This is a genomic window from Variovorax sp. MPBD4-3, from assembly GCF_058809745.1.
Genome location: NZ_JBXASW010000082.1, coordinates 1 through 22247, shown reverse-complemented (window position 1 = coordinate 22247; position 22247 = coordinate 1). Strand labels below are relative to the sequence as shown.

17 protein-coding genes are annotated in these 22247 nt (G+C 68.6%); 3 read left to right on the top strand and 14 right to left on the bottom strand.

Annotated elements, in window-relative coordinates; all coding sequences use genetic code 11:
• Positions 1-40: 40 nt before the first annotated feature.
• The 9 genes from AC1RVW_RS28385 to AC1RVW_RS28345 all read right to left on the bottom strand — a co-directional run bounded on the left by AC1RVW_RS28385 (position 41) and on the right by AC1RVW_RS28345 (position 12690).
• Positions 41-1180 (bottom strand): AAA family ATPase, encoded by a 1140-nt coding sequence (locus AC1RVW_RS28385; RefSeq protein WP_493203958.1) that lies wholly within the window; start codon positions 1178-1180, stop codon positions 41-43.
• Positions 1177-2073, bottom strand: a complete 897-nt coding sequence (locus AC1RVW_RS28380; protein WP_493203956.1) for an RNA ligase family protein — start codon at positions 2071-2073, stop codon at positions 1177-1179. The genes AC1RVW_RS28385 and AC1RVW_RS28380 overlap by 4 nt, the downstream gene beginning before the upstream one ends.
• A gap of 280 nt (positions 2074-2353) precedes the next feature.
• Positions 2354-4747, bottom strand: coding sequence for a glucose/quinate/shikimate family membrane-bound PQQ-dependent dehydrogenase (locus tag AC1RVW_RS28375; protein ID WP_493203954.1), 2394 nt, complete (start codon positions 4745-4747; stop codon positions 2354-2356).
• Positions 4748-4847: 100 nt separating this feature from the next.
• On the bottom strand, positions 4848-6854 hold the full coding sequence (mdoH, locus tag AC1RVW_RS28370) for a glucans biosynthesis glucosyltransferase MdoH (protein ID WP_493203952.1): 2007 nt from the start codon (positions 6852-6854) through the stop codon (positions 4848-4850).
• A 402-nt stretch (positions 6855-7256) separates the two neighbouring features.
• Complete coding sequence (locus tag AC1RVW_RS28365; protein WP_081271439.1) at positions 7257-8645, bottom strand: sigma 54-interacting transcriptional regulator; 1389 nt, start codon at positions 8643-8645, stop codon at positions 7257-7259.
• Positions 8642-9295, bottom strand: coding sequence for a hypothetical protein (locus AC1RVW_RS28360; protein ID WP_081271438.1), 654 nt, complete (start codon positions 9293-9295; stop codon positions 8642-8644). The genes AC1RVW_RS28365 and AC1RVW_RS28360 overlap by 4 nt, the downstream gene beginning before the upstream one ends.
• Positions 9296-9351: 56 nt before the next feature.
• Positions 9352-10779, bottom strand: a complete 1428-nt coding sequence (locus AC1RVW_RS28355; RefSeq protein WP_081271437.1) for a sensor histidine kinase — start codon at positions 10777-10779, stop codon at positions 9352-9354.
• Positions 10779-12140, bottom strand: coding sequence for a tRNA (N6-isopentenyl adenosine(37)-C2)-methylthiotransferase MiaB (miaB, locus tag AC1RVW_RS28350; RefSeq protein WP_493203949.1), 1362 nt, complete (start codon positions 12138-12140; stop codon positions 10779-10781). The genes AC1RVW_RS28355 and miaB overlap by 1 nt, the downstream gene beginning before the upstream one ends.
• A gap of 91 nt (positions 12141-12231) precedes the next feature.
• On the bottom strand, positions 12232-12690 hold the full coding sequence (locus AC1RVW_RS28345; RefSeq protein ID WP_493203947.1) for a hypothetical protein: 459 nt from the start codon (positions 12688-12690) through the stop codon (positions 12232-12234).
• 253 nt (positions 12691-12943) lie between these two features.
• Between AC1RVW_RS28345 and AC1RVW_RS28340 the strand changes: the two genes are divergently transcribed.
• Positions 12944-14137 (top strand): efflux RND transporter periplasmic adaptor subunit, encoded by a 1194-nt coding sequence (locus AC1RVW_RS28340; protein ID WP_493203960.1) that lies wholly within the window; start codon positions 12944-12946, stop codon positions 14135-14137.
• A 55-nt stretch (positions 14138-14192) separates the two neighbouring features.
• A complete protein-coding gene (locus AC1RVW_RS28335; RefSeq protein ID WP_285413240.1) occupies positions 14193-17363 on the top strand; it encodes an efflux RND transporter permease subunit in 3171 nt (1056 codons plus the stop codon).
• Between the two features lie 13 nt (positions 17364-17376).
• Here AC1RVW_RS28335 and AC1RVW_RS28330 read toward each other — a convergent pair whose 3' ends face one another.
• The 5 genes from AC1RVW_RS28330 to AC1RVW_RS28310 all read right to left on the bottom strand — a co-directional run bounded on the left by AC1RVW_RS28330 (position 17377) and on the right by AC1RVW_RS28310 (position 20922).
• Complete coding sequence (locus AC1RVW_RS28330; RefSeq protein WP_081271432.1) at positions 17377-18021, bottom strand: histidine phosphatase family protein; 645 nt, start codon at positions 18019-18021, stop codon at positions 17377-17379.
• 20 nt (positions 18022-18041) lie between these two features.
• On the bottom strand, positions 18042-18662 hold the full coding sequence (locus AC1RVW_RS28325; RefSeq protein ID WP_493203945.1) for a DUF4136 domain-containing protein: 621 nt from the start codon (positions 18660-18662) through the stop codon (positions 18042-18044).
• Positions 18663-18709: 47 nt separating this feature from the next.
• Entirely contained in the window at positions 18710-19642 is a 933-nt protein-coding gene (ttcA, locus tag AC1RVW_RS28320) for a tRNA 2-thiocytidine(32) synthetase TtcA (protein ID WP_081271430.1), read from the bottom strand.
• Positions 19643-19735: 93 nt separating this feature from the next.
• The gene (locus AC1RVW_RS28315; RefSeq protein WP_081271445.1) at positions 19736-20134 is read right to left on the bottom strand and encodes a dihydroneopterin aldolase; all 399 of its coding nucleotides are present in this window, start codon (positions 20132-20134) and stop codon (positions 19736-19738) included.
• A gap of 11 nt (positions 20135-20145) precedes the next feature.
• Positions 20146-20922, bottom strand: a complete 777-nt coding sequence (locus AC1RVW_RS28310) for an SDR family oxidoreductase (protein ID WP_106935669.1) — start codon at positions 20920-20922, stop codon at positions 20146-20148.
• Between the two features lie 36 nt (positions 20923-20958).
• Here AC1RVW_RS28310 and AC1RVW_RS28305 point away from each other — a divergent pair, with 36 nt between their 5' ends.
• Complete coding sequence (locus AC1RVW_RS28305; RefSeq protein ID WP_493203942.1) at positions 20959-22074, top strand: class I SAM-dependent methyltransferase; 1116 nt, start codon at positions 20959-20961, stop codon at positions 22072-22074.
• The last annotated feature ends 173 nt before the right edge of the window (positions 22075-22247 follow it).

The following is a 22247-nucleotide window of genomic DNA, read 5'->3' as shown; positions in this document are numbered from 1 at the left end:
GGTGCGAACCGGCGGGCCCTCTGTCTTTCAGGTCTGCATTTCAGGTCTGTACCTCGTAGACCGTCTCGTGCGCTTCCACCGGCGCCGGCAGCTCCCAGCGGTGCAGCATGCGCTCGATGCCCGCGTTCGACAGCGTCGTGTCGCGCTCGCGGTTGCGGCGCATCAGCTCGGCGTGCGGCACCTCCAGGTACACCAGCTCGATCTGCGCGTGGTAGGCCCAGAGCAGATCGAGCGTCTTGGTGCGCATCTGCTGGCTCAGGTGCGTGGCGTTCCAGACGAAGCGCTCGTGCCTGCGCAGCAACGCCTTGGCCTGGTCGACCGCATGGTGCGCCGCCATGCCGTCGTTCTCGCCGTGCCTGAGGCCCAGTTCGGTCCGCGCATCGTCGAAGGAAACCACCGGCCACCCTTTGCGGTGCTGCGCCACCCAGTGGTTCTTGCCGCTGGCCGGCAGGCCGCACATCACCGTCACTCGGGAGCCCGGGTTCTGGAACAGCGGGTAGTCGGGGCTGGTGTCGGCGCCGCGGAAGTAGGCCAGGCGCGTGTGGGCGTCGGCCATCTGGCGCGGGCCTTTCCAGCAGCCTTCTTCCTGCGCCAGTTCTTCGAACAGCGCGATGTCGGCCATGCTGTCGGCACGCTTTTCATAGTAGCGCCCCAGCATGTCGCAGCGCGCCACGCAGCACAGGTCGGGCAGGCTCAGCTCCCACGAAAGCTTGTGGACCAGCCATTCAGGCCGCACGCCCTTGCGCGAGGCGAAGGCATGGAACGGCAGCTGGTGCACGGCGATGATCCGGCAGACGGCTTCGCGCAACGCGAACGGCACGCGGGCCTTCCACATCAGCACGCGCACATCGACCGAGCCGCGCCGCGAATGGCCCGGCTGGCCGATGCGGCCGCTGGCTTCGTCGATCACCGTGGTGTCGGGCTTGGCGATATCGTGCAGCAGGCAGGCCATGAACAGCACGAAGCGGCCGTCGGCATCGGCGCGCTGGTAGTGCGCGTCCTGCATCAGGGCGTCGAGCACCATGCGCGTGTGGATGCCGACGTTGCCTTCGGCGTGGTAGTACGGGTCTTGCGGCGTCTCTTCGAGGCGCAGCAAGGCCGGCAGCAGTTCGCAGCATTGCGCCCAGTCGGCGCCGTTGCCGGGCGCGGGCACCAGGGCGCGCAGGTCGTCGTGAGTCATCGCGTCCTCCTTGCGGTTGCGAGTTCGGCGGGGTCGCGCAAGGTGCGCAGGCCCAGGTCTTGCCACGTTATTTGCGGCGTCGGCGCGTAGAGGTCGGCGCCCGGCGCCAGTTGGTTCGGCAGCACCGGCCTGCGGCTGTGGTGCGAGCCCGAGTCCAGGATGGTCTGCACGAAGTCCGGGCGGACCCACTTGTAGCGGCCCGTCACCCGGCCGTCCGATTCCGTCTTGAGATACAGGCCCTCTGCAAGGTCGGACAGGTCGGTCTGCTGCCGCACGAGATCGAGCGGCTGGCCTTCATGCGCCACTGCCTGCTCGAATGCCGTCTTCCAGTGCGCGCTGCGCGCCAGCGAAGGCCGCACGAGCGCTTGCAGTGCCTTTGCATGGCGCGGCATCTCGCCTTCGTAGAGCACAGGAACCGGCAGTACCGGACTGCCATCGAGCAGCGCATGCCGTGCGGGTGTCGACAGAAAGCACTGTTCCTGCCGGTCGTAGAGGTCGAACTCCAGGAAGAACGCCGGCAGCCGGTCGTACCAGCAGCTGTGCTTGGCAAAGCACCATTCGCCGTACATCACGTAGCGGTCTTCGAGCCGCTCGAGCAATGCGGCTTCATGCGCCGCGGCCCAGTGCTTGAACAGGTTGAACTGGCGCTCGCCGGCGCCGCCCGCGAGGTAGTGGCCGCGCGACTGCAGCAGCAGTTCGCCCGCCGGGGTGAACGACACGGCGGCATTGGCGCCATCGAGTTTTTCCTCGATGACGACGTGCATGCCGTGCAGTCCGGACAGCGGCGTCTGGCCGTCGTCGGTGTCGCCCGCCTGCAGGCGGGAGCCTTCCAGGTGCGCAGTACGCGGGTACTTGAGCAGCGGGATCGATGAAAGGGAAGAGAGAGTAAACACGTTGGTTCTCCGGATGCGAATCAGGAAGGACCGACAACGTGCGGGAGCGAAGCTGGAAGAGACCGGGGGATCGGGAGCGACTTCCACGGCGGTGAAGATGCCGTGTCTGGTCAGCGGGTACGCAGCTTGGCGCCCGACATGACCAGCAATGAAGTGGTGTTGTCGGCGTCAGAGGGTGATGACGGCGAATCGGGGCACTTGGCGCTCCAGTGAAGGCTGAGGTTGAAGGAAGGCGCGGATTCTATAAGCACACAGCGCCGCCGGTGAAGCGGCCTGTTGTTTACTTGCCCTTGCTCTTTTCCGGCAGCGCGTAGGCGATGACGTAGTCGCCGCGGTCGGGCGACTGCCGCGCGCCGCCCGCGCCCACCACGACATACTGCCGGCCGGTCTTGGGCGACACATAGGTCATCGGCCCCGACTGGCTGCCCACCGGCAGCCGTGCTTTCCAGATTTCCTTGCCGGTCGCGGTGTCGAATGCGCGCAGGTAGAAGTCCTGCGTGCCCGCGAAGAACAGCAGGCCCGACTGCGTGGCCAGCGACGCGCCCAGCGTCGGCATGCCGATCGGTATCGGCAGGTGCATGCGGATGCCGAGCGGGCCGGTGTCGCGCACCGTGCCCACCGGCACCTGCCACACCAGCTTGCGTGTCTTCAGGTCGATGGCCGACATCGTGCCGAAGGGCGGCGCCTGGCACGGTATGCCCAGCTGCGACAGGAAGCGTTCGCGCATCGCGCCGAAGGGCGTGCCTTCCTGCGGCACCACGCCCATCTCGATGCCGCTGGCGCCGGCCGGAATCTGCGCGCGCGGCACCAGGTAGTTGGCGAGGCCGAGGCGCATGTCGTTCACGAACATGTAGCTGCTGGTCGGGTCGACCGACACGCTGCCCCAGTTCATGCCGCCCAGCGAACCTGGGAACTGCAGCGCGTGGTCGAGGCCGGGCGGCGTGTAGACGCCTTCGTGGCGCATGCCCTTGAAGGCGATGCGGCACAACAGCTGGTCGAAGGGCGTGGCGCCCCACATGTCGGACTCGGCCAGTGTCTTGTTGCCGATCGAGGGCATGCCCACCGAATAGGGCTGCGTCGGCGAATAGCGCTCGCCGGGCACGTTGCCCTGCGGCACGGGGCGCTCCTGCACTTCGGCGATGGGCTTTCCGGTCTCGCGGTCGAGCATGAAGATCTCGCCCTGCTTGGTGACCTGCACGAGCGCGGGCTGCGTGCCGCCCTTGCCGTCGGGAATGTCGTAGAGCAACGGCTGCGCGGGCAGGTCGAAGTCCCAGAGGTCGTGGTGGGTGGTCTGGAAGCTCCAGCGCACCTTGCCCGTCTTCGCGTCGAGCGCGACCACCGACGAGCTGTACTTGTCGTCGAACGGCGTGCGCTCGCCGGCCCAGAAGTCGGGCGTGGCGTTGCCGGTGGGCAGGTAGACGAGCCCGAGCTTCGGGTCGTACGACATGGCCGACCACACATTGGGCGTGCCGCGCGTGTAGGTCTGGCCCGGCGGCGGCAGGCGCGTGACCGCCGGGTTGCCCGGGTCCCAGGCCCAGGCGAGTTCGCCGCTGACGGCGTTGTAGGCCCGCACCACGCCGGGCGGCTCGTCGGTCGAGAAGTTGTCGGCCACGCGGCCGCCCACCACCACCAGGTCGCCAGCGACCAGCGGTGTCGATGTCTGCTGGTAGTAGCCGTCCTTCACTTCGCCCATGCCGGCCTTGAGATCGACGACGCCCTGCCTGCCGAAATCGGCGCAGGGCTTGCCGGTAGCGGCATCGACGGCGATCAGGCGGGCGTCGATGGTGGGCAGCAGCAGGCGCTGGCGGCAGGCACCCGGCGTGCTGCCGGGCGTGGGCGTCGCGCCGGCCGCGAGCCCGTCCTGGTCGTGATAGCCGAGCCCGCGGCAGCGCTGCCAGTTGGGCGCTGCGGCCTTGGGGTCGTAGCGCCAGAGTTCGGCGCCGGTGTCCGCGTCGAGCGCGACGATCTTGCTGTAGGCCGTGCACACGTACACCGTGGTGCCGATCTGCAGCGGCGTGTTCTGGTCTTCCGCGCCCGAGCCGTTGCTCTGCGGCACGTCGCCGGTGTGGGCGGTCCATGCGACCTGCAACTGGCCGACGTTGTCCCTGGTGATCTGGTCGAGCGCCGCGAAGCGGTCGCCCGCCGTGGTGTTGCCCCAGTGGCGCCATTCCTTCTGCGCGGCTTCGGGCTTGACCGGCACGACCGCAGGGACGGGGCCTTGCGCGACGACGACCGCGGCCGGCACGAAGGCATAGCCGCCGACCAGCACCAAGGCAACAGCCAGCAGCGCCGCAACGACGCGCGCCCCGCGCACGACCCTGGCCCCTGGCGAGCGCACCAGCGCCGGGTAAGCCAGCGCCACCAGCACGCCCAGCACGCCGAATGCCACCAGCCGCGACACCAGCGGCCAGAAATTCCAACCCGCATCCCGCACGGCCCACACCGCCGTGCCCGCCAGCGTCAATGCGAAGAGCCAGGCGCCGGTCGGCCGGTGCCTGGCAACGAGCAGGCCCGAAACCAGCAGCGCAAGGCCGGCCAGCACGAAGTACCAACTGCCGCCCAGGGCCGCGAGGTAGGCGCCGCCGACCGCGAGGAAGGCGCCCATCAGCATCGTGAGCGCACCGAGCGCGATCAGCCCGATCGACACCGCGAGCGGCCTTCGTCTTTGTTCCATGGAACCGAACCCCTTGTGCTGGCCTGACGTTCCAGTCTGCCATGAAAAAAGCCGGCGCAATGGCCGGCTTCTTGGGGGGAGGCTTGGACGCTTCAGCGCATCATGCGGTCGCCAGTGCGGCCGGGCGGGCCAGGCGCACCGCGTGCATCCAGGCGCGGCGCAGCACTGCCGGCGAGCGCGATTCCTCGGGAATCAGCAGGAAGCCGCGGTCGCGCAGCGTGGTGCCCAGCGCGATCTGGCTGGTCAGCACGGTCAGCGGAATCGCCAGCAGCAGCGGCAGGCCGACCGGCATGAGCCAGATCAGCGCGCTCGGGTCGATCAGGGCGACGCCGACAGCCAGGGCGGCGATCACCAGCGTCATGGGAGCCAGCTGCGAGGCGGCGATCTTCCACGGCACGGCGGCGGCTTCGCGCGGGGGCGACTTCCAGTCGAGCTTGATGCCGGTGAGGGCCACCACCACGAACAGCGAGTGCGCCAGCATGCGGACCGGAGCCTGCACGATGGCCAGGAAGCTTTCGAGCGCGGAGCTCTTCACCAGGCCCCACACACCGCCGTACTGGCGTTGTTCGCCGCGCATCAGCACGGCGGCGATGCCCAGCACGCGCGGCAGGAACAGCAGGCACAGGGTCCAGACCCAGAGGCCGGCCAGTTCGGCGGGCAGTACGTTCCAGCTCGACACGATGCTCGAGCCGCTCAGCCACAGGGCGGTGCCCAGCGTCAGAAAGGCAAGCCACAGCGGAGCCGAGACGTAAGCCATGGTGCCGGTCACGAACATCGCGCGGTGCACCGAATGGATGCCGGGCTCGGCCATCAGGCGGGCGTTCTGCAGGTTGCCCTGGCACCAGCGGCGGTCGCGTTGCAGCTCGGCCAGCAGGTCCGGCGGTTGCTGCTCGTAGCTGCCGACCAGGTCGGACACCAGCCACACGTTGTAGCCGGCACGGCGCATCAGCGCGGCTTCCACGAAGTCGTGCGACATGATGCCGCCCGACATGCCGCCGGTGCCCTTGATCGGGGCCAGCGCGCAATGCTTCATGAAGGGCTCGACGCGGATGATGGCGTTGTGGCCCCAGTAGTGCGATTCGCCCAGTTGCCAGAACTGCATGCCCAGCGTGAACAGGCGGCCCGTCACGCGGGAAGCGAATTGCTGTGCGCGGGCGTGCAGCGTGACGTGGCCGATGGCCTGCGTCGCGGTCTGGATGATGCCGGCGGTCGGGTTGGCTTCCATCAGCTTGACCATCGAGGTCAGGCAGTCGCCGCTCATCACCGAGTCGGCGTCGAGCACGACCATGTAGCGGTAGTCCTTGCCCCAGCGGCGGCAGAAGTCGGCCACGTTGCCGGCCTTGCGGTGCGTGCGGCGGGTGCGCAGGCGGTAGTACACCTCGACCTGCGGCTGGTTCGGGCTTTCGGCCAGCGCGGCGCGCAGGTCTTCCCAGGCGGCGCGTTCGGCGGCGGCGGTCTCGGGGTTGTAGCTGTCGGACAGCACGAATACGTCGAACTGCCTGGCGTGGCCGGTGGCAGCGACGGATTCGCAGGTGGCGCGCAGGCCGGCGAACACGGTGGCCACGTCCTCGTTGCAGATCGGCATGATGATCGCCGTGCGTGCCTCGGGGTTCATCGGGTGGTTGGCGACCTGCTTGGCCGACAGCGCGTGCTTGTCACCGCGCACCGAGACGTAGAAGCCCATGAGGGCGGTCACGAAGCCGGTGACGACCCAGCCGGACAGCAGGCCGTACAGGCCGATCTGGCCGTATTCGAGCCAGACGTTGTCGTAGTCGGGTTGCACGCTGGCGAACAGCGACGACGCGATCACGGTGCTCAGCAGGGTGAGCATCATGAAGGCGAGGCGGCGCCGGGCGGCGGCACGTTGCCAGGGTTGCTTTGTTTCAGTGGCGGCCTGGGTTTCGGCGTCGCGGCCGGCGCCCAGCTTCACGAGCGCGGCGGTGCCGAGGCTGTTCCAGAAACCGCGCCAGGGGCGGGGCACCATCGAGCCGCGGTTGACGGGGGGCGCGGTGACGGCGTTGGGGTGGCGTTCCTCGCGCACCGGGCTGCGGTGTGCGAAGTCGGTCTCCGCCAGAACATTCAGATGCGAAAAGTCGTTTGGCTTCATGTGATTTACCAACGTTGCTTGTCGAGGGAAGGGGTGTCGCCAATGGCCGGAAGGCGCTTGAAGACGCAATCTGTAGCGGCGCCGCCTGCGCTTGCGAGCGCGGCCAGCGAATGACCCGCGGCGCGGGGCCGCGAGGGGGAAAACTGCTTTTGACGCAGGCCGTCGCGCTGCTGGCGCAGTGCGAAAGATGGGCTGGTGAGTGCTGTCATGCCTGTACAGGGGCAAACCCTGTGCCAGGCTGGAAAAACGCTTTCAGATCAACGACTTGGGCCGATCTGGATGCCGTTTTGACGGTGGAGGCGGGCTGGCGGCCCCCAAAACCCCCGAATTTGTCGCCGAATCCCGACAAGCCTGCCGGGCCCGCGGGGTTTGGCTATACAAATCAACGACTTAGCTGCGTCGCTACTCGGCGACAGGGTCGCTACCCCCAGCGACAGCGTCGGCCTTGAAGTGCCCGGGCGTGAGCTCGTGCTTCTGCAAAAGCCGGTAGAACTCCGTGCGATTCCGGTCGGCCAGGCGGGCTGCGTCGGCCACGTTGCCGTCGGTCAGCTTGAGCAGGCCGACGAGATAGTCGCGCTCGAAGCGCTGCTTGGCCTCGGCATAGGTCTGGACCTCGACGCTGGGCACGCGCAGCGCGCGCTGCACCAGCGCCAGCGGGATCAGCGGCGAGCTCGACAGCGCGCACACCTGCTCCACCACGTTGAACAGCTGGCGCACGTTGCCCGGCCAGGCGGCTGTGGTCAGCGCCTTCAGCGCCTCGGGCGCGAAGCCCGACAGCCGCTTGCCGTACTTGGTCGACAGCCGCTGCAGGAAGTGGTTGGCCAGCAGCGGGATGTCTTCGCGCCGCGCCGACAGCGGCGGCAGCGTGAGCGTCACCACGTTCAGGCGGTAATAGAGGTCTTCGCGGAACTGCCCGGCTTCCATCGCCGCGTCGAGGTCGCGGTGGGTGGCCGAGACGATGCGCACGTCGACCTGGATCGACTGGCTCGCGCCCAGCGGGCGCACCGCGCGCTCCTGCAGCACGCGCAGCAGCTTGACCTGCAGGGCGGGCGGCATGTCCCCGATTTCGTCGAGCAGCAGCGTGCCGCCGTCGGCCTGCTGGAACAGGCCCTTGTGGTTGGCATGGGCGTCGGTGAAGGCGCCCTTCATGTGGCCGAACAGCTCCGACTCGAGCAGCGCCTCGGGGATGGCGCCGCAATTGACCGCCACGAAAGGCTTGTCGGCGCGCGCGCTGGCCTTGTGGATGGCACGCGCCAGCAGTTCCTTGCCGGCGCCGGAGTCGCCGCGCAGCAGCACCGAAGCATCCGACTTGGCCACCATGCGCGCCTCGGCCAGCAGCTCGGCCATGCGGTTGCTGCGGCTCACGATCTCGGAGCGCCAGCTGTCGTCGCCGGTCTTGCTCGGCGTGGTGGTCGGCGCGCCGAGGGCCAGCGCCTGGGAGATCTTGTCGAGCAGCTCGCGGCCGTCGTAGGGCTTGGTGAGGTAGGTGAACACGCCGCGCGCCGTGGCCTCGACCGCGTCGGGGATGGTGCCGTGCGCGGTCAGCAGGATGACGGGCAGCGACGGATGGCGCTTGCGGATCTCGTCGAACAGCTGGAGGCCGTCGCGCCCGGGCAGGCGCACGTCGCTCAGCACCAGTTGCGGATGCTCGATCTCGAGCTGGGTGAGCGCGGTTTCGGCCGAGGTCACGGCCGTGACCTGGTAACCCGCCGAGCTCAGCCGCATCGAGAGCAGCCGCAGCATGTCCGGGTCGTCGTCGACCACGAGGAGGCGGGCGCCGGTAGTGCTCATTGGCTGGATCTGCTTCCGTTGGGAGGTGGGTTGGCCGGCAGCGTGTTGGGCCGGGCGAAGCTGCGTTCGATGGCGCGCAGCGCCTCGATGCGGTCGTTCAACTGGTCGATGCGGCGCTGGCTGTCGCGCAGCTGCTGCGCCTGCTTGTCGCGGTCGTCCTCGACGCGGCGCTGTTCCACGTAGCGCGCGGCCAGGGCGCGCGACAGCGGCTGCAGGGCCTGCGCCTCGGGCGACGGGTTGGCGTTCACGCGCTGCAGCAGGCCCAGGGCGCGCGCCAGGTCGGCCGGCGTTCGCGTCTGCGAAAGCAGCAGCGCCAGCTGCATCTGGGTGGTGGGCGAATCGCCGGGGTCGCCGATGCGCGCGATCTCGGCGCTCAGGTCGGCGCCGTTCAGCGGGCGCACCTTGTCGGCATACGACAGCATGGCGGCCACGGGCCCCTGCGTCATCAGCGTGAAGAGCGAGGCCGGCTGCGTGGCGGGCGCCTTGGGTTCGGCCTCGACCGGCATCACGCGCGGCAGGACCACGGGCGGCGGCAGCGCATCGGCTTCCGGCGGCGGCTTGGGTTGCGTGGAGCAGGCGGTCAGCAGCAGGGCGAATGGCACGGCCATGGCCCCGGCGAAGATGGAACTGCGGACGAACGAAAAAGACATGGGTCGAAAAAGAGGACGCGGGGCGGTCAGGCAGTGTTGGAGTGGGGCCCGCGGTGTCAAGCCGTGCGCGGCAGTTCGATGCGAAAGCGAGCACCGGGACCGCCGGGCTGCAGGGTGATGCGGCCCCCGTGGGCTGCAATGTACTCCTGCACGATGGAAAGTCCGATGCCGGTGCCTTTCACCGTGTGCTCCGGCTGGCGTTCGCCGCGGAAGAAGGGCTCGAAGATCCGGTCGCGGTCGCCCTCGGCGATGCCCGGGCCGGCGTCGTTCACGTCGATGTGCACCGCCTCCGGCGTGCCCGACACCGCCAGCGTGATCACACCGCCGGGCAGCGAGAAGCGGATCGCGTTGGACAGCAGGTTGGCGATGGCCGTGCCGAGCTTGGTGCGGTCCACCGTGATGGCGATCGGCTCGCCCTCGGCGCGCACGCGCAGGCCGTGCGACTGCCATTGCAGCCGCTGCGCCTCGATCTGTTCCTCGATCAGCGGCAGCAGCTCGGTGCGCTCGCGGCGCAGTTCGCGCGCCTCGAAGGCGGCGGCGTTGAAGCGCAGCAGCGCCTCGATCTGCCCCTGCAGCGCCACCGTGTTCTGCTGCAGGATCTGCGCCACCTCGAGCTGCGCCGGGTTCAGCGGCCCGGTCACGCCGTCTTCCAGCAGCGACACGCCTTCTCGCAGCGCCGCCAGCGGCGTCTTCAGCTCGTGCGACACGTGCCGCAGGAAGCGCGCCTTGTCGGCGTCGAGCTCGGTCAGGCGCAGCCGCAGCCATTCGAGCTGCTGCGACACGCGCCGTATGTCGGCCGGGCCGCGGATGTCGATGGGTTCGTCGAGCCGGTTCTGCCCGAGGCCGACGATGGCGTGCTCCAGCCGCTTGAAAGGCCGCGCCAGCCAGATGCCGAAGGCCAGCGCCAGCGACACCGCCAGCACGCTGGCGGCCACCACCTCGCGCATCAGCCGGCGGCGGGCGTTCTCGATGCGCTGGGCCAGCGCGTCGTTCTGCGTTTCGATCAGGAACTGGGCCTGCTGCGCGATGTTGGTGTTGAGCGCGTCGAGCTCGCGGAACTGCATCGCCATCGTGCTTTCGCGGGCGAGGGCGCTGTCGGCGCTGCCGCTCATCAGGCCCTCGATCACGCCGAGCTGGGTACGCCACATCTCGATGCCGGCAGGCGGCAGTCCGTTCTTCTCGAGCCGCTCGAGCACCTGGTGCGCCTCGCGCGCCGCGTCGTCGAAGCGCCGGCGCAGCACCGCGTCGTTCAGCACCAGCGACTGGCGCCCGGCGCGCTCCATGGCCGCGCTGCGCTCCGCCAGCGACTGCGACGCGCCCGACAGGCGCAGCGCGCGGGCGGCGGCGTCTCGGCTTTGCGTCATCAGCGCGTCGTACTGCAGCACCGAACGCAGCGCCACGCCGACCAGCAGCGCGGTGATCAGCAGGAACGCGAACAGCAGCAGCTGCTGGAACGAACCCCGGATGGATGGCCGCTTCGCCATCAGTGGGCGAGCGCCGTGGGGGCTGGGGACATGGGCGACTCGCTCGTCAGCACCTCGCCGCGCAGCGTGTAGGCCAGCGAGCGGGTGATGCGCAGGTCGGTCATCTGGCCGACCAGGCGCGCGTCGCCCTCGAAGTTGACGACGCGGTTGCAGGCGGTGCGGCCCATGAGTTCGTTCGCGTCCTTGCGCGACGCGCCTTCCACCAGCACGCGCTGCGTGGTGCCGACCAGCGCCTGGCCGAAGCGCTTGACGTTGGCGTCGATGACCGACTGCAGCGTGTGCAGGCGCGCGAGCTTCACCTCGTGCGGCGTGTCGTCGTGCAGCGCGGCGGCGGGCGTGCCGGGGCGCGGGCTGAAGATGAAGCTGAAGCTGGCATCGAACTGGCAGTCGTCGATCAGCTTCATCATCTTGTTGAAGTCGTCGTCGGTCTCGCCGGGGAAGCCGACGATGAAGTCGCTGCTCAGGGCAAGTTCGGGCCGGATGGCGCGCAGCTTGCGTATCGTGCTCTTGTATTCCATGGCGGTGTAGCCGCGCTTCATGGCCATCAGGATGCGGTCGCTGCCGTGCTGCACCGGCAGGTGCAGGTGGCTCACGAGCTGCGGCACCTTGGCGTAGGCCTCGATCAGGCGCGGCGTGAACTCGTTGGGGTGGCTGGTGGTGTAGCGGATGCGCTCGATGCCGGGGATTTCGGCGACGTATTCGATCAGCAGCGCGAAGTCGGCGATCTCGGCGGTGTCGCCCATCCTGCCGCGATAGGCATTCACGTTCTGGCCCAGCAGCGTGATCTCGCGCACGCCCTGGTCGGCCAGGCCGGCGATCTCGACGAGCACGTCGTCGAGCGGGCGGTTCACTTCCTCGCCGCGGGTGTAGGGCACCACGCAGTAGCTGCAGTACTTGGAGCAGCCTTCCATGATCGACACGAAGGCGGTGGCGCCTTCCACGCGCGCGGGCGGCAGGTGGTCGAACTTCTCGATCTCGGGGAAGCTGATGTCCACCTGCGGGCGGTCCAGGCGCTCGCGGTCGTTCAGCATCTCGGGCAGGCGGTGCAGCGTCTGCGGGCCGAACACGATGTCGACATACGGCGCGCGCGCGATGATGGCCTGGCCCTCCTGGCTGGCCACGCAGCCGCCCACGCCGATCTTCACGCCCTTGGCCTTCAGGTGCTTCACGCGGCCGAGGTCGGAGAACACCTTCTCCTGGGCCTTCTCGCGCACCGAGCAGGTGTTGAACAGGATGAGGTCGGCCTCGTCCACGTTCTGCGTGGGCTCGTAGCCCTGCGCGGCGTTGAGCACGTCGGCCATCTTGTCCGAGTCGTACTCGTTCATCTGGCAGCCGAAGGTCTTGATGAATACTTTTTTCATGGGAAATCTCTCGTGGCCCTGCGCGCTTCTTGCGCAGGGCGGGGGCGGTGCGGGCGCGCGAAGAAGAAAGAAGGCGTCGCGCCGCCCGGGCTTATTGCGTGTTGACGGTGTCGTTCGAGGTGAACGGCCAGATGTTCAGGAACGGCTTGTTCAGCGATTCGCGGCTGGCCGAGGCTTCGTCGGGCGTGAGGATCCAGACCTCGCGCAGCAGCCCGGCGGCGTCGCGCGTGTAGTTGACCAGGTACTTCTGGCCAATGATGGCGCCGGGCATGACCAGCGTGTTCTGCGCGCTGCGGATGCGCGCGCCGGCGCCCAGGCGGTCGGGCCTGCCGTCGAGTTCGACGTCGGGCGCATTGGTGACCATGAACTTGCCGCGCAGCGTGCCGATGGGGAAGTTGCGGCCGCCGACCAGCGATTCGTTCTGCGTCTGCGGCCGGGGGACTTCGTCCTGGGCGCTGGCCGCGAGCGGGAAAACGCCGGCAGCGCCTGCGACGAGTGCGCAGAGCGCTATGAAAGTGAGAGCATTCGTGGGGTTCTTGCAGCGGTTCATGGGGTTTATCCAGAGGCTGTGGACCGGGGATTTTAACGAGGGGGTGTTCGTCCGACCGGTCGACGGCAGGTGGGTGTTCGGGCTTCGGGTTGACTTGCTTTACATTTCTTTACGGTGCCCGTGACCACCGTGGCACGACCGCTGATCCAATAGTCGCTGTCAGCCCAAAGTGCACAAGAACCCCATGAAAAAAAATGTCGCTGTCGCCCTTGCGGGCGTGTTGATCGTAGCCGTCGCGGGCGGCTGGTGGAGCATGTCCGCAGACAAGCCGGCCGCGAAGAGCGCCAAGGCCCCGGGTGCCGGCGGCTCGCCCGGCGGCAGCGGCGGGAACGGTGCGCCGGCGCTCGTGACGCTGGCCACCGCGCAGAAGCAGGACGTGCCGGTGACGGTGCAGGTCAACGGCAGCGTGGTCTCCCTCAACAGCGTCGACCTGCGCCCGCAGGTAACGAACACGGTGAGCGCGGTGCACGTGAAGGAAGGCCAGTTCGTCAAGGCGGGGCAACTGCTCTTCACGCTCGACGACCGCAACGACCAGGCCAACCTGGCGCGCGCCAGGGCCCAGCAGCAGAAGGACGAGGCCACGCTGGCCGACCTCGAACGCCAGTACAGGCGCAGCCAGGACCTGGTGGCGCAGAACTTCATCGCCAAGAGCGCCGCCGACGCCACGCTGTCGCAGCTCGAGGCGCAGCGCGCCGCCGTGGCCGCCGACCGCGCCGCCGTGCAGTCGGCCCAGGTGGCGCTGGGCTACGCCACCTTGCGCGCGCCCATTGCCGGGCGCATCGGCGCCGTCAACATCTATCCGGGCACGCTGGTGCAGCCGACGCTGTCGCTGGTCACGGTCACGCAGCTCGACCCGATCGCGGTGAGCTTCCCGGTGCCCGAAGGCAACCTGCAGGACCTGCTGGAGGCCGCGCGCTCGCGCTCGAAGGTCGAGGCGGTCGTCACCGGCCGCAAGGAGCCGCTGGCCGGCACGCTCGATTTCGTCGACAACACGGTCGATCCGCTGATCGGCACGGTGCGCGCCAAGGCGGTGTTCGCCAACGCCGACCAGGGCCTGTGGCCCGGGCAGTTCGTCGGCACGCGCATCACGGTGCGCACGCTCAACGGCGTCACGGTGGTGCCCGCCGCGGCGCTGATGATGCTGGCCGACGGCACGTCGCTCTACGTGGTCGATGAAGCGAAAACCGCCACGCGCCGCAAGGTGAAGACACTGCACACCTTCGGCACGAAGGTGGCCGTCAGCGGCGTGGAGCCCGGCGAGCAGGTGGTGATCGAGGGCAGCCAGAACGTGCGCCCCGGCGGCAAGGTCCGCGTCGACGTGAAGCCGCCGGCCGCTGCGCCTGGGGCTCCCGAGTCTCCGGCCAAGGGCACCACGGGCGTCACGCCCGGCAGCGCCGCGTCTTCGGACGGCACCGACGTCAAGCCGCCGAAGCAGGAACGGGCATGAGCCGCCGGGCCGCTCCCAAGGCGAATACCGCAGCGCGAAGCGCGGAGGTTGCCAAATGAACATCTCGGAGCTCTGCATCCGTCGTCCCGCGATGACGGTGCTGCTGTCCGCCGCCGTGGTGGTCATCGGCATCTTCGCGTACTTCAGCATCCCCGTTGCCGCGCTGCCCAGCTACAACACGCCGGTCATCAACGTCAATGCGCAACTGCCGGGCGCGAGTCCGGACACCATGGCGTCGTCGGTGGCGCTGCCGCTGGAAAAGCAGTTCTCGACCATCCCGGGCCTTCAGACCATCAGCTCGGTGAACACGCAGGGCGTGACCTCGCTCACGCTCGAATTCGTCAGCAGCCGCGACATCGATGCCGCCGCCGTCGACGTGCAGGCCGCACTGCTGCGCGCACAGCGCCAGTTGCCGCAGGAACTGACGCAGCTGCCCTCTTACCGCAAGGTCAACCCGGCGGACGCGCCGGTGCTGTTCATCGCGCTGATCTCGCCGTCGATGAACCCGTCGGAGCTCAACGACTACGCCGAGAACCTGATCTCGCCCACGCTCTCGACCATCGACGGCGTGGCGCAGGTGGGCGTGTACGGGCGCAAGGCCTTTGCCGTGCGCATCAAGGCCAATGCCGACCTGCTCAACGCGCGCGGCATCACGCTCGACGAGCTGGCCAAGGCGGTGAACTCCGCCAACGCCAACACGCCGGTCGGTACCCTCGACGGCCCGCGCCAGACGCTCACCATCCAGGCCAACCGCCAGCTCATGAAGGCGGCCGACTTCGCCAAGCTGATCGTCGGCCAGCGCAACGGCTCGCCGGTGCGGCTCGATGAAGTGGCGACCATCGAAGACAGCTTCGAGTCGGTCAAGACCGCCAGCAGCTTCAACGGGCAAGACTCGATTTCGCTCGCCGTGCAGCGCCAGCCCAATGCCAACACGGTGCAGGTGGTGGACGCGGTGCGCGCGCTCATTCCGCGCTTCAAGGCCGAGCTGCCCCAGTCGGTCGAGATCCAGATGGTGAACGACCGCTCGCTGTCGATCCGCGAAGCCGTGCACGACGTGCAGCTCACGCTGCTGGGCACCATCGCGCTGGTGGTGCTGGTGATCTTCCTGTTCCTGCACCGGCTGGTGGCCACGCTGATTCCGGCGGCCACCATCCCCATCTCGCTGATCGGCGCGGTGGCGCTGCTCTACGCCTTCGGCTACAGCCTGGACAACATCTCGCTGCTGGGCATCACGCTGGCCGTGGGCCTGGTGGTGGACGACGCCATCGTGGTGCTCGAGAACATCATGCGCTACGTCGAAAAGGGCATGGACCCGTTCGCCGCGGCGCTGCGCGGCGCGCGCGAGGTGGGCTTCACCATCGTGTCGATCTCGATCTCGCTGGTGGCCGTGTTCATCCCGATCTTCTTCATGCCCGGCGTCATCGGCCTGCTGTTCCACGAGTTCGCGGTGGTGGTGGCGCTGGCGGTGCTGGTGTCCGCCGTGGTGTCGCTCACGCTGGTGCCGATGCTCGCGAGCCGGCTGCTCAAGCAGGTGCCGCGCAAGGAAGGCGCGATCGACCACGAGGAAGAACACCCCGAGCCCGGCACCGCCATCGGCCGTGCCTTCGAGCGCGGCTACCGCTCGGTGCACGGCAGCTACATGCGCTCGCTCGACTGGACGCTGGGCCACCGCAAGCTGATGCTGCTGATGGCGGGGCTGACCTTCGTCGTGACCGGCTGGCTGTTCGCGACCATCCCCAAGGGCTTCTTCCCGGAAGAGGACATCGGCCAGATCCAGATCACGACCGAGGCGGCCGAGGACATTTCGTTCACTGCCATGAAGGCACTGCAGGACCGCGTGGCCGAGGCGCTGCAGGCCGACCCGAGCGTCGACTACGTCAGCTCCTTCGTCGGCGTGGGCGGCCCCACGGCCACGCAGAACTCGGGCCGCCTGTTCGCCGTGCTCAAGGCGCGCGGCGAGCGTCCGGCCATGGGCAAGGTGCTCGAGTCGCTGCGCCAGCGCTTCCGCGAGATCCCGGGCATCGCCGTCTACATGCAGCCGGTTCAGAACCTGCGCCTGGGCGGCCGCCAGAGCAAGGCGCGCTTCCAGTACACGCTGCAGAGCGTGAACGCGGGCGAGATGGTGCCCTGGGCCACCAGGCTCATGGAGCGCATGCGCGCCGACCCGGCCTTTCGGGACGTCACCAGTGACTCGCAGAACCGAGGCCTGCAGGCCACGCTCGACATCGACCGCGACAAGGCCGGCGTGCTGGGCGTGGCGGTGGGCGACCTGCGCACCGCCCTCTACAACGCGTACGGCGACCGCCAGATCGGCAGCATCTACGGCGCCAGCAACACCTACCAGGTGATTCTTTCGGCCGCCGACAGCGACCGCCAGTTCGAGGAAGACGTGGCGCGCCTGTCGGTGCGCAGCACCACCGGCAAGCTGGTGCCGCTGTCTGCCTTCTCGACCGTGAAGCGCACCGTGGGGCCGACCTCGGTCAACCACCAGGGGCAGCTGCAGGCGGTGACGGTGTCGTTCAACCTCGGCCCCGACGTTCCGCTGGGCAACGCGACCGCCAAGATCGACCAGTTCAAGGACGAGCTGAAGATGCCGCAGTCGATCATCACCACCTACGGCGGCGACGCGGCGGTGTTCCAGAGCTCGCAGTCGAGCCAGGCGGTGCTGCTGGTGCTGGCGGTGCTGGTCATCTACGTGCTGCTGGGCGTGCTGTACGAGAGCTACATCCACCCGATCACCATCCTGGCGGGGCTGCCCTCGGCGGCGGTGGGCGCGCTGATTTCGCTGAAGATCTTCGGCTTCGACCTGACGCTGATCGCCACCATCGGCATCCTGCTGCTGATCGGCATCGTGAAGAAGAACGCCATCATGCTGATCGACTTCGCGCTCGACGCGCAGCGCACCGAAGGCCTGAGCCCGGTGGAGGCGATCCGCGAAGCCTGCCGGCTGCGCTTCCGCCCGATCCTGATGACCACGCTGGCCGCGCTGATGGGCGCGCTGCCGCTCGCGCTGGGCCTGGGCGCCGGCGCCGAACTGCGCCAGCCGCTGGGCGTGGCGGTGGTGGGCGGGCTGATCTTCTCGCAGGTGATCACGCTGTACATCACGCCGGCCATCTACCTGGCGCTGGACCGCTACAGCGGCACCGGGCCGATGGTCGATCTGCCGGGCGAGGCCAAGGCCGAAGCCGGCGGCGCGCCAGGCCATTCGGCGGCCTCGCACGCCTGAGGCGCGCGCCCGCTCAGGTCGTGGTTTCGTCGAGCGTGTCGCCCACCGCGAGGTGGGTGGTGTCGCTCCAGCCCACGAGGCTGAAGCCTTCCGGCGTCCACAGCATGCGGTTGATGGCGGCGTTGCCCAGCTGCCAGGTGCGCGGCGCCTGCAGCCCCTGGCGGGTGGCGGCGCGGTAGAGCACGTCCATCACGCCGCCGTGCGCCACCAGCACGACCAGTTCGCCCGGATGGCGTGCCGCCAGCTCGGCGGCCACGCCGGTCACGCGGTCGCGGAATGTCAGCAGGCTCTCGCCCCCCTCGGGCTCGAATTCGGGGTCGCGCTCGCGCCAGCGCTTGGCCTGCGCGGGCAGCGTGGCCTCGATCTCGGCAAAGCTCAGGCCTTCCATGTTCCCGAAGGCCCGCTCGCGCAGGCGCGGCTCGGGCTGCACGGCCAGGCCGTGGGGCTCGGCGATGGCCTGGGCGGTCTGCCAGGCGCGCGACAGGTCGCTGGCGTAGACGACGCCGATGGGCTCGTCGGCCAGCGCCGCGCCTGCACGCCGTGCCTGCCAGAGGCCCGTGGCGTTGAGCCCGATGTCGATGTGGCCCTGGATGCGGGTGTCGACGTTCCAGGCGGTTTCGCCGTGGCGAACGGCGATCAGACGGGTGGCTTCTTCCATCCGCGGGATTCTAGAAGGCGCTACTTTCGAGCCGTCGGCAGTTCGATGTTCACCCGGCGCTCGCCCTGCGGCGGGTTCGGGAAGCCCTGCAGCGCGGCCTGGAACATCACGGGCAGCACGGCCGCGCTCGAGCTGTAGGGGCCGTCGTTGCGCGCGCGGGTCTCGTAGACCACGCGGTTGGAGCCGGCCTCGCGCAGCACGATGCTGACTTCGCGCTCGTACCAGGGGTTCGACGGCTGGGCGAACACCGGCCCGCCGTACCAGCCGCCGCCGTACCAGCGGCGCCCGTAGTAGCCGTAGCCGCCGCCCCAGCCGTAGCCCCAGGGGCCGTCGTAGAGCCAGGGGTCGGCCCAGGGCGAGAGGCCGGCCGTCACGCGGGCGCCGATCTGCGCGTTGTACTGGGGATGGGCGTCGTCGCGGCGCAGGCCGACCTTGTCGAGCGCCGCGCCTGCCATGGCTTCGAGCGAATCCTGCCGGGCGCCGTCGGCCTGCTGCGAGGGCAGGCGGTCGAAGCGGTAAGTGGCGCCGGGTGGCACCGGGCCGAGGGAAGAGAAGCTCTTCACATCGCTGTCGACCACCCAGGAGGTGGCGCAGCCGGTCAGGCTTGCTATGAGAAGAAGAGCTGAAAGCGCACGTTTCATGAGGGTCTCCGGGCAAGGCTGCCCAAAATTCCCCTGGGTTGCCCGAATCAGCCCTGGACGATGCGCAGTGCTGAGGGTGCCTGGGAGAGCAAGTCGAAGGAAGGCGTGTCGAAGGCCTTGTCGCCGTCGTCATCCGCCACGCCGGTCGCCTTGAGACCCTTGAAATCGTGCCGTGTTCCGTCGAGCAGGTGCGAAGGCACCACGTTCTGCAGCGCGGTGAACATGTTCTCGACGCGGCCGGGGTACTTCTTGTCCCACTCGCGCAGCATTTCGCCGACCTGCTTGCGCTGCAGGTTTTCCTGGCTGCCGCACAGGGTGCACGGAATGATCGGGAACTCGCGGTGCTGGGCCCAGCGCACGGTGTCTTTCTCGGCCACGTAGGCCAGCGGGCGGATCACGACGTGCTTGCCGTCGTCGCTCACCAGCTTGGGCGGCATGCTCTTGAGCTTGCCGGCAAAGAACATGTTGAGGAAGAAGGTCTGCAGCATGTCGTCGCGGTGGTGGCCCAGCGCGACCTTGGTGGCGCCCAGCTCGTCGGCCACGCGGTACAGGATGCCGCGGCGCAGCCGGCTGCACAGGCCGCAGGTGGTCTTGCCCTCGGGAATGACGCGCTTGACGATGCTGTAGGTGTCCTGGTTCTCGATGTGGAAGTCCACGCCCAGTTCGCTCAGGTACCTGGGCAGCACTTCTTCGGGAAAGCCGGGCTGCTTCTGGTCGAGGTTGACCGCCACGATGTCGAAGTGAATGGGCGCGCGCGCCTTCAGCTTGAGCAGGATGTCGAGCAGCGCGTAGCTGTCCTTTCCGCCCGAGACGCACACCATGACCTTGTCGCCCTCCTCGATCATGTTGTAGTCGACGATGGCCTGCCCGACCTGGCGGCACAGGCGCTTTTCGAGCTTGTGCGTCTCGCGTTCGATCTTGAGGGAATTGGCAGTGGCGTCGGCGGCGGCGGGCGCCTCGTCGATCCAGACGGCGTTCATGGGCAGGCTACTTCGGGGAGTCGGGGGAGGAGGTGATTGTCCCCGATCCCCATGCCACGCGCTACGCGGCGGGAAAAGCCGTGGTTCTTCCCGCTACCACTGGCCGGCTTCCATGCGGATCGCCACTTCGCAGTCGTCGAAGATTTCGAGCTTGGCGATCTTCACGCGCACGCCCACCACGCCGGGCAGCTGCAGCAGCCGCTGCACCAGCTTGCCGATCAGGCTTTCGAGCAGGTTGACGTGCTCGGCGGTGCACTCGTCGATGATGATGCGGCGCACCTTGCGGTAGTCGAGCACATGGAAGATGTCGTCGTCCTGCGGCAGCAGCGGCTGCGGGCCGAGGCTGAGTTCGGCATCGACCTGGATCGGCTGCGGTGCCGTCTTCTCGTGGTCGAGGATGCCCAGGTTGGCGTCGAAGCGCAGGCCCTGGAGGGTGAGTGTCTGGCGGCCCTGCGTGGGCGCGGCCGCGGGCTGGGAAGATGCGGTGGACATGGTGGTGGTGCTCACATGAGCGAGAAATCGCGCTCGAATTTCATCAGGTGCTGGCCGCCGTCCACCAGCAGGGTGGTGCCGGTGATGGAGCTGTTTTCCAGCGCGAACTTCACCGTGGCGCTCACGTCGGCCGGGGTGGAGGAGCGGCCCAGCGGCGACAGCTTGTGCAACTGCGCGAACTTGTCGTCGTCGAGCATGTGGCTCGCCAGCGTGAGGCCGGGCGCCACGCCCACCACGCGCACGCGCGGCGCCAGCGCCAGCGCCAGCATCGGCGTGGCGGCTTCCAGCGCGGCCTTCGAGAGCGTGTAGCTCAGGAAGTCGGGGTTCGGGTTCCAGAGTTTCTGGTCGAGCAGGTGGACCACCGCGCCTTGCGCATCGCGCGCGCTCACGTGTTCGTTCAGCGCCTGCGCCAGCAGGATGGCCGCCCCGGTGTTGCTGCGCGCATGGCGCTCCATGAGCGCGTAGCTGAAGGTGGCGGCCTCGTCGTGCTCGAACAGCGCGGCGCTGTGCACCACCGCGTCGACGCTGCGAAAGCGCGCGACCACGCGGGGCAGCAGGGCGCGCGTGGCGGCCTCGTCCTCGAGGTCGGCGGCGAAGAGGGCCGAGTCGCCCGAAAGCGCGGCGCAGTCGGCCACCGTCTGCTCGGCTTCGGCGCGCGAGTTGCGGTAGTGCACCGCCACCTGCCAGCCGCTGGCGGCGAGCGCCAGTGCGATGTCGCGGCCCAGCCTGCGGCCGGCACCCGTGACGAGAACGGTTCGGCGGGCGGGGGAGGAGGATGCGGTGCTCATGCGGAGGGGAAATGGGAGGAGAGAGACAATGGCGCCGTGACGACAAAGACAACCCCCAGCAGTTTACCCACCGCCCTCGATCACCTCATCGCGCGTTCCGTCGAACGCGTGGGCGGCTGGATCGGGTTCGACCGCTTCATGGCGCTGGCCTTGTATGCGCCCGGCCTCGGCTACTACGCCAACAGCTCCGCCAAGTTCGGCCACATGCCGTCTTCGGGCAGCGACTTCGTGACCGCGCCCGAACTCACGCCGATGTTCGGCCAGACGCTGGCCGCGCAGGTGGCCGAGGCGCTGGAGAAGACCGGCACCTCCACGGTGTGGGAATTCGGCGCGGGCTCCGGCGCGCTGGCCGTGCAACTGCTGCATGCGCTCGACGAAATGGGGCGCACCGACGTCCGCTACCGCATCGTCGACCTGTCCGGCACCCTGCGCGAGCGGCAGCAGCAGGCGTTGGTGCGCTATGCGGACCGCGTCGAGTGGCTCAATGAACTGCCCGAGTCGATGGAGGGCGTGGTCGTCGGCAACGAAGTGCTCGACGCGATGCCGGTGCAACTGCTGGCACGCGTGGGCGGGCAGTGGTTCGAGCGCGGCGTGGTGCGCAACGCGCAGGGCGACGGCTGGGCCTGGGCGGACCGCCCGACCGAGCTGCGGCCGCCGGTCGACGTGCCCGGCGAGCACGACTACCTCACCGAGATCCATCCGCAGGCCAGGGCCTTCATCGCGACGCTGGCGGACCGTCTGAAGAAAGGCGCTGCCTTCCTCATCGACTACGGCTTCCCCGAGGCCGAGTACTACCACCCGCAACGCCACATGGGCACGGTGATGTGCCACCGCGCGCACCAGGCCGATGGCGATCCGCTGTCCGACGTGGGCTACAAGGACATCACCGCGCATGTGGACTTCACGGGGATTGCGCTTGCTGGGCAGGATGCGGGGCTTGAGGTGCTGGGCTATACGAGCCAGGCGCGGTTTCTGCTGAACTGCGGGTTGCTGGGGAGGATGGAACTTGGGGGCACTGCCGAGCGGGCTATGGCTGCGCGGCTGATCCATGAGCATGAGATGGGGGAGTTGTTCAAGGTTGTCGGGTTTGCCGTGGGGGAGGCTTGGGAGGCGATGGGGTTTGTTGAGGGGGATCGAAGTCATACGCTTTGAGAGTTGCTTGCTTCCCGGGGCCGGGTCTCGCCCCGGCGGGCGACTCACTTTCTTTTGCTTCGCCAAAAGAAAGTAAGCAAAGAAAAGGCGACCCCACTGTCTGCGACCCCTTCGCTGCGCTACGGGGCAACCTGCGGTGCTCGCGTTTCGCGGGGTCTCGCAGAACTCGCTTC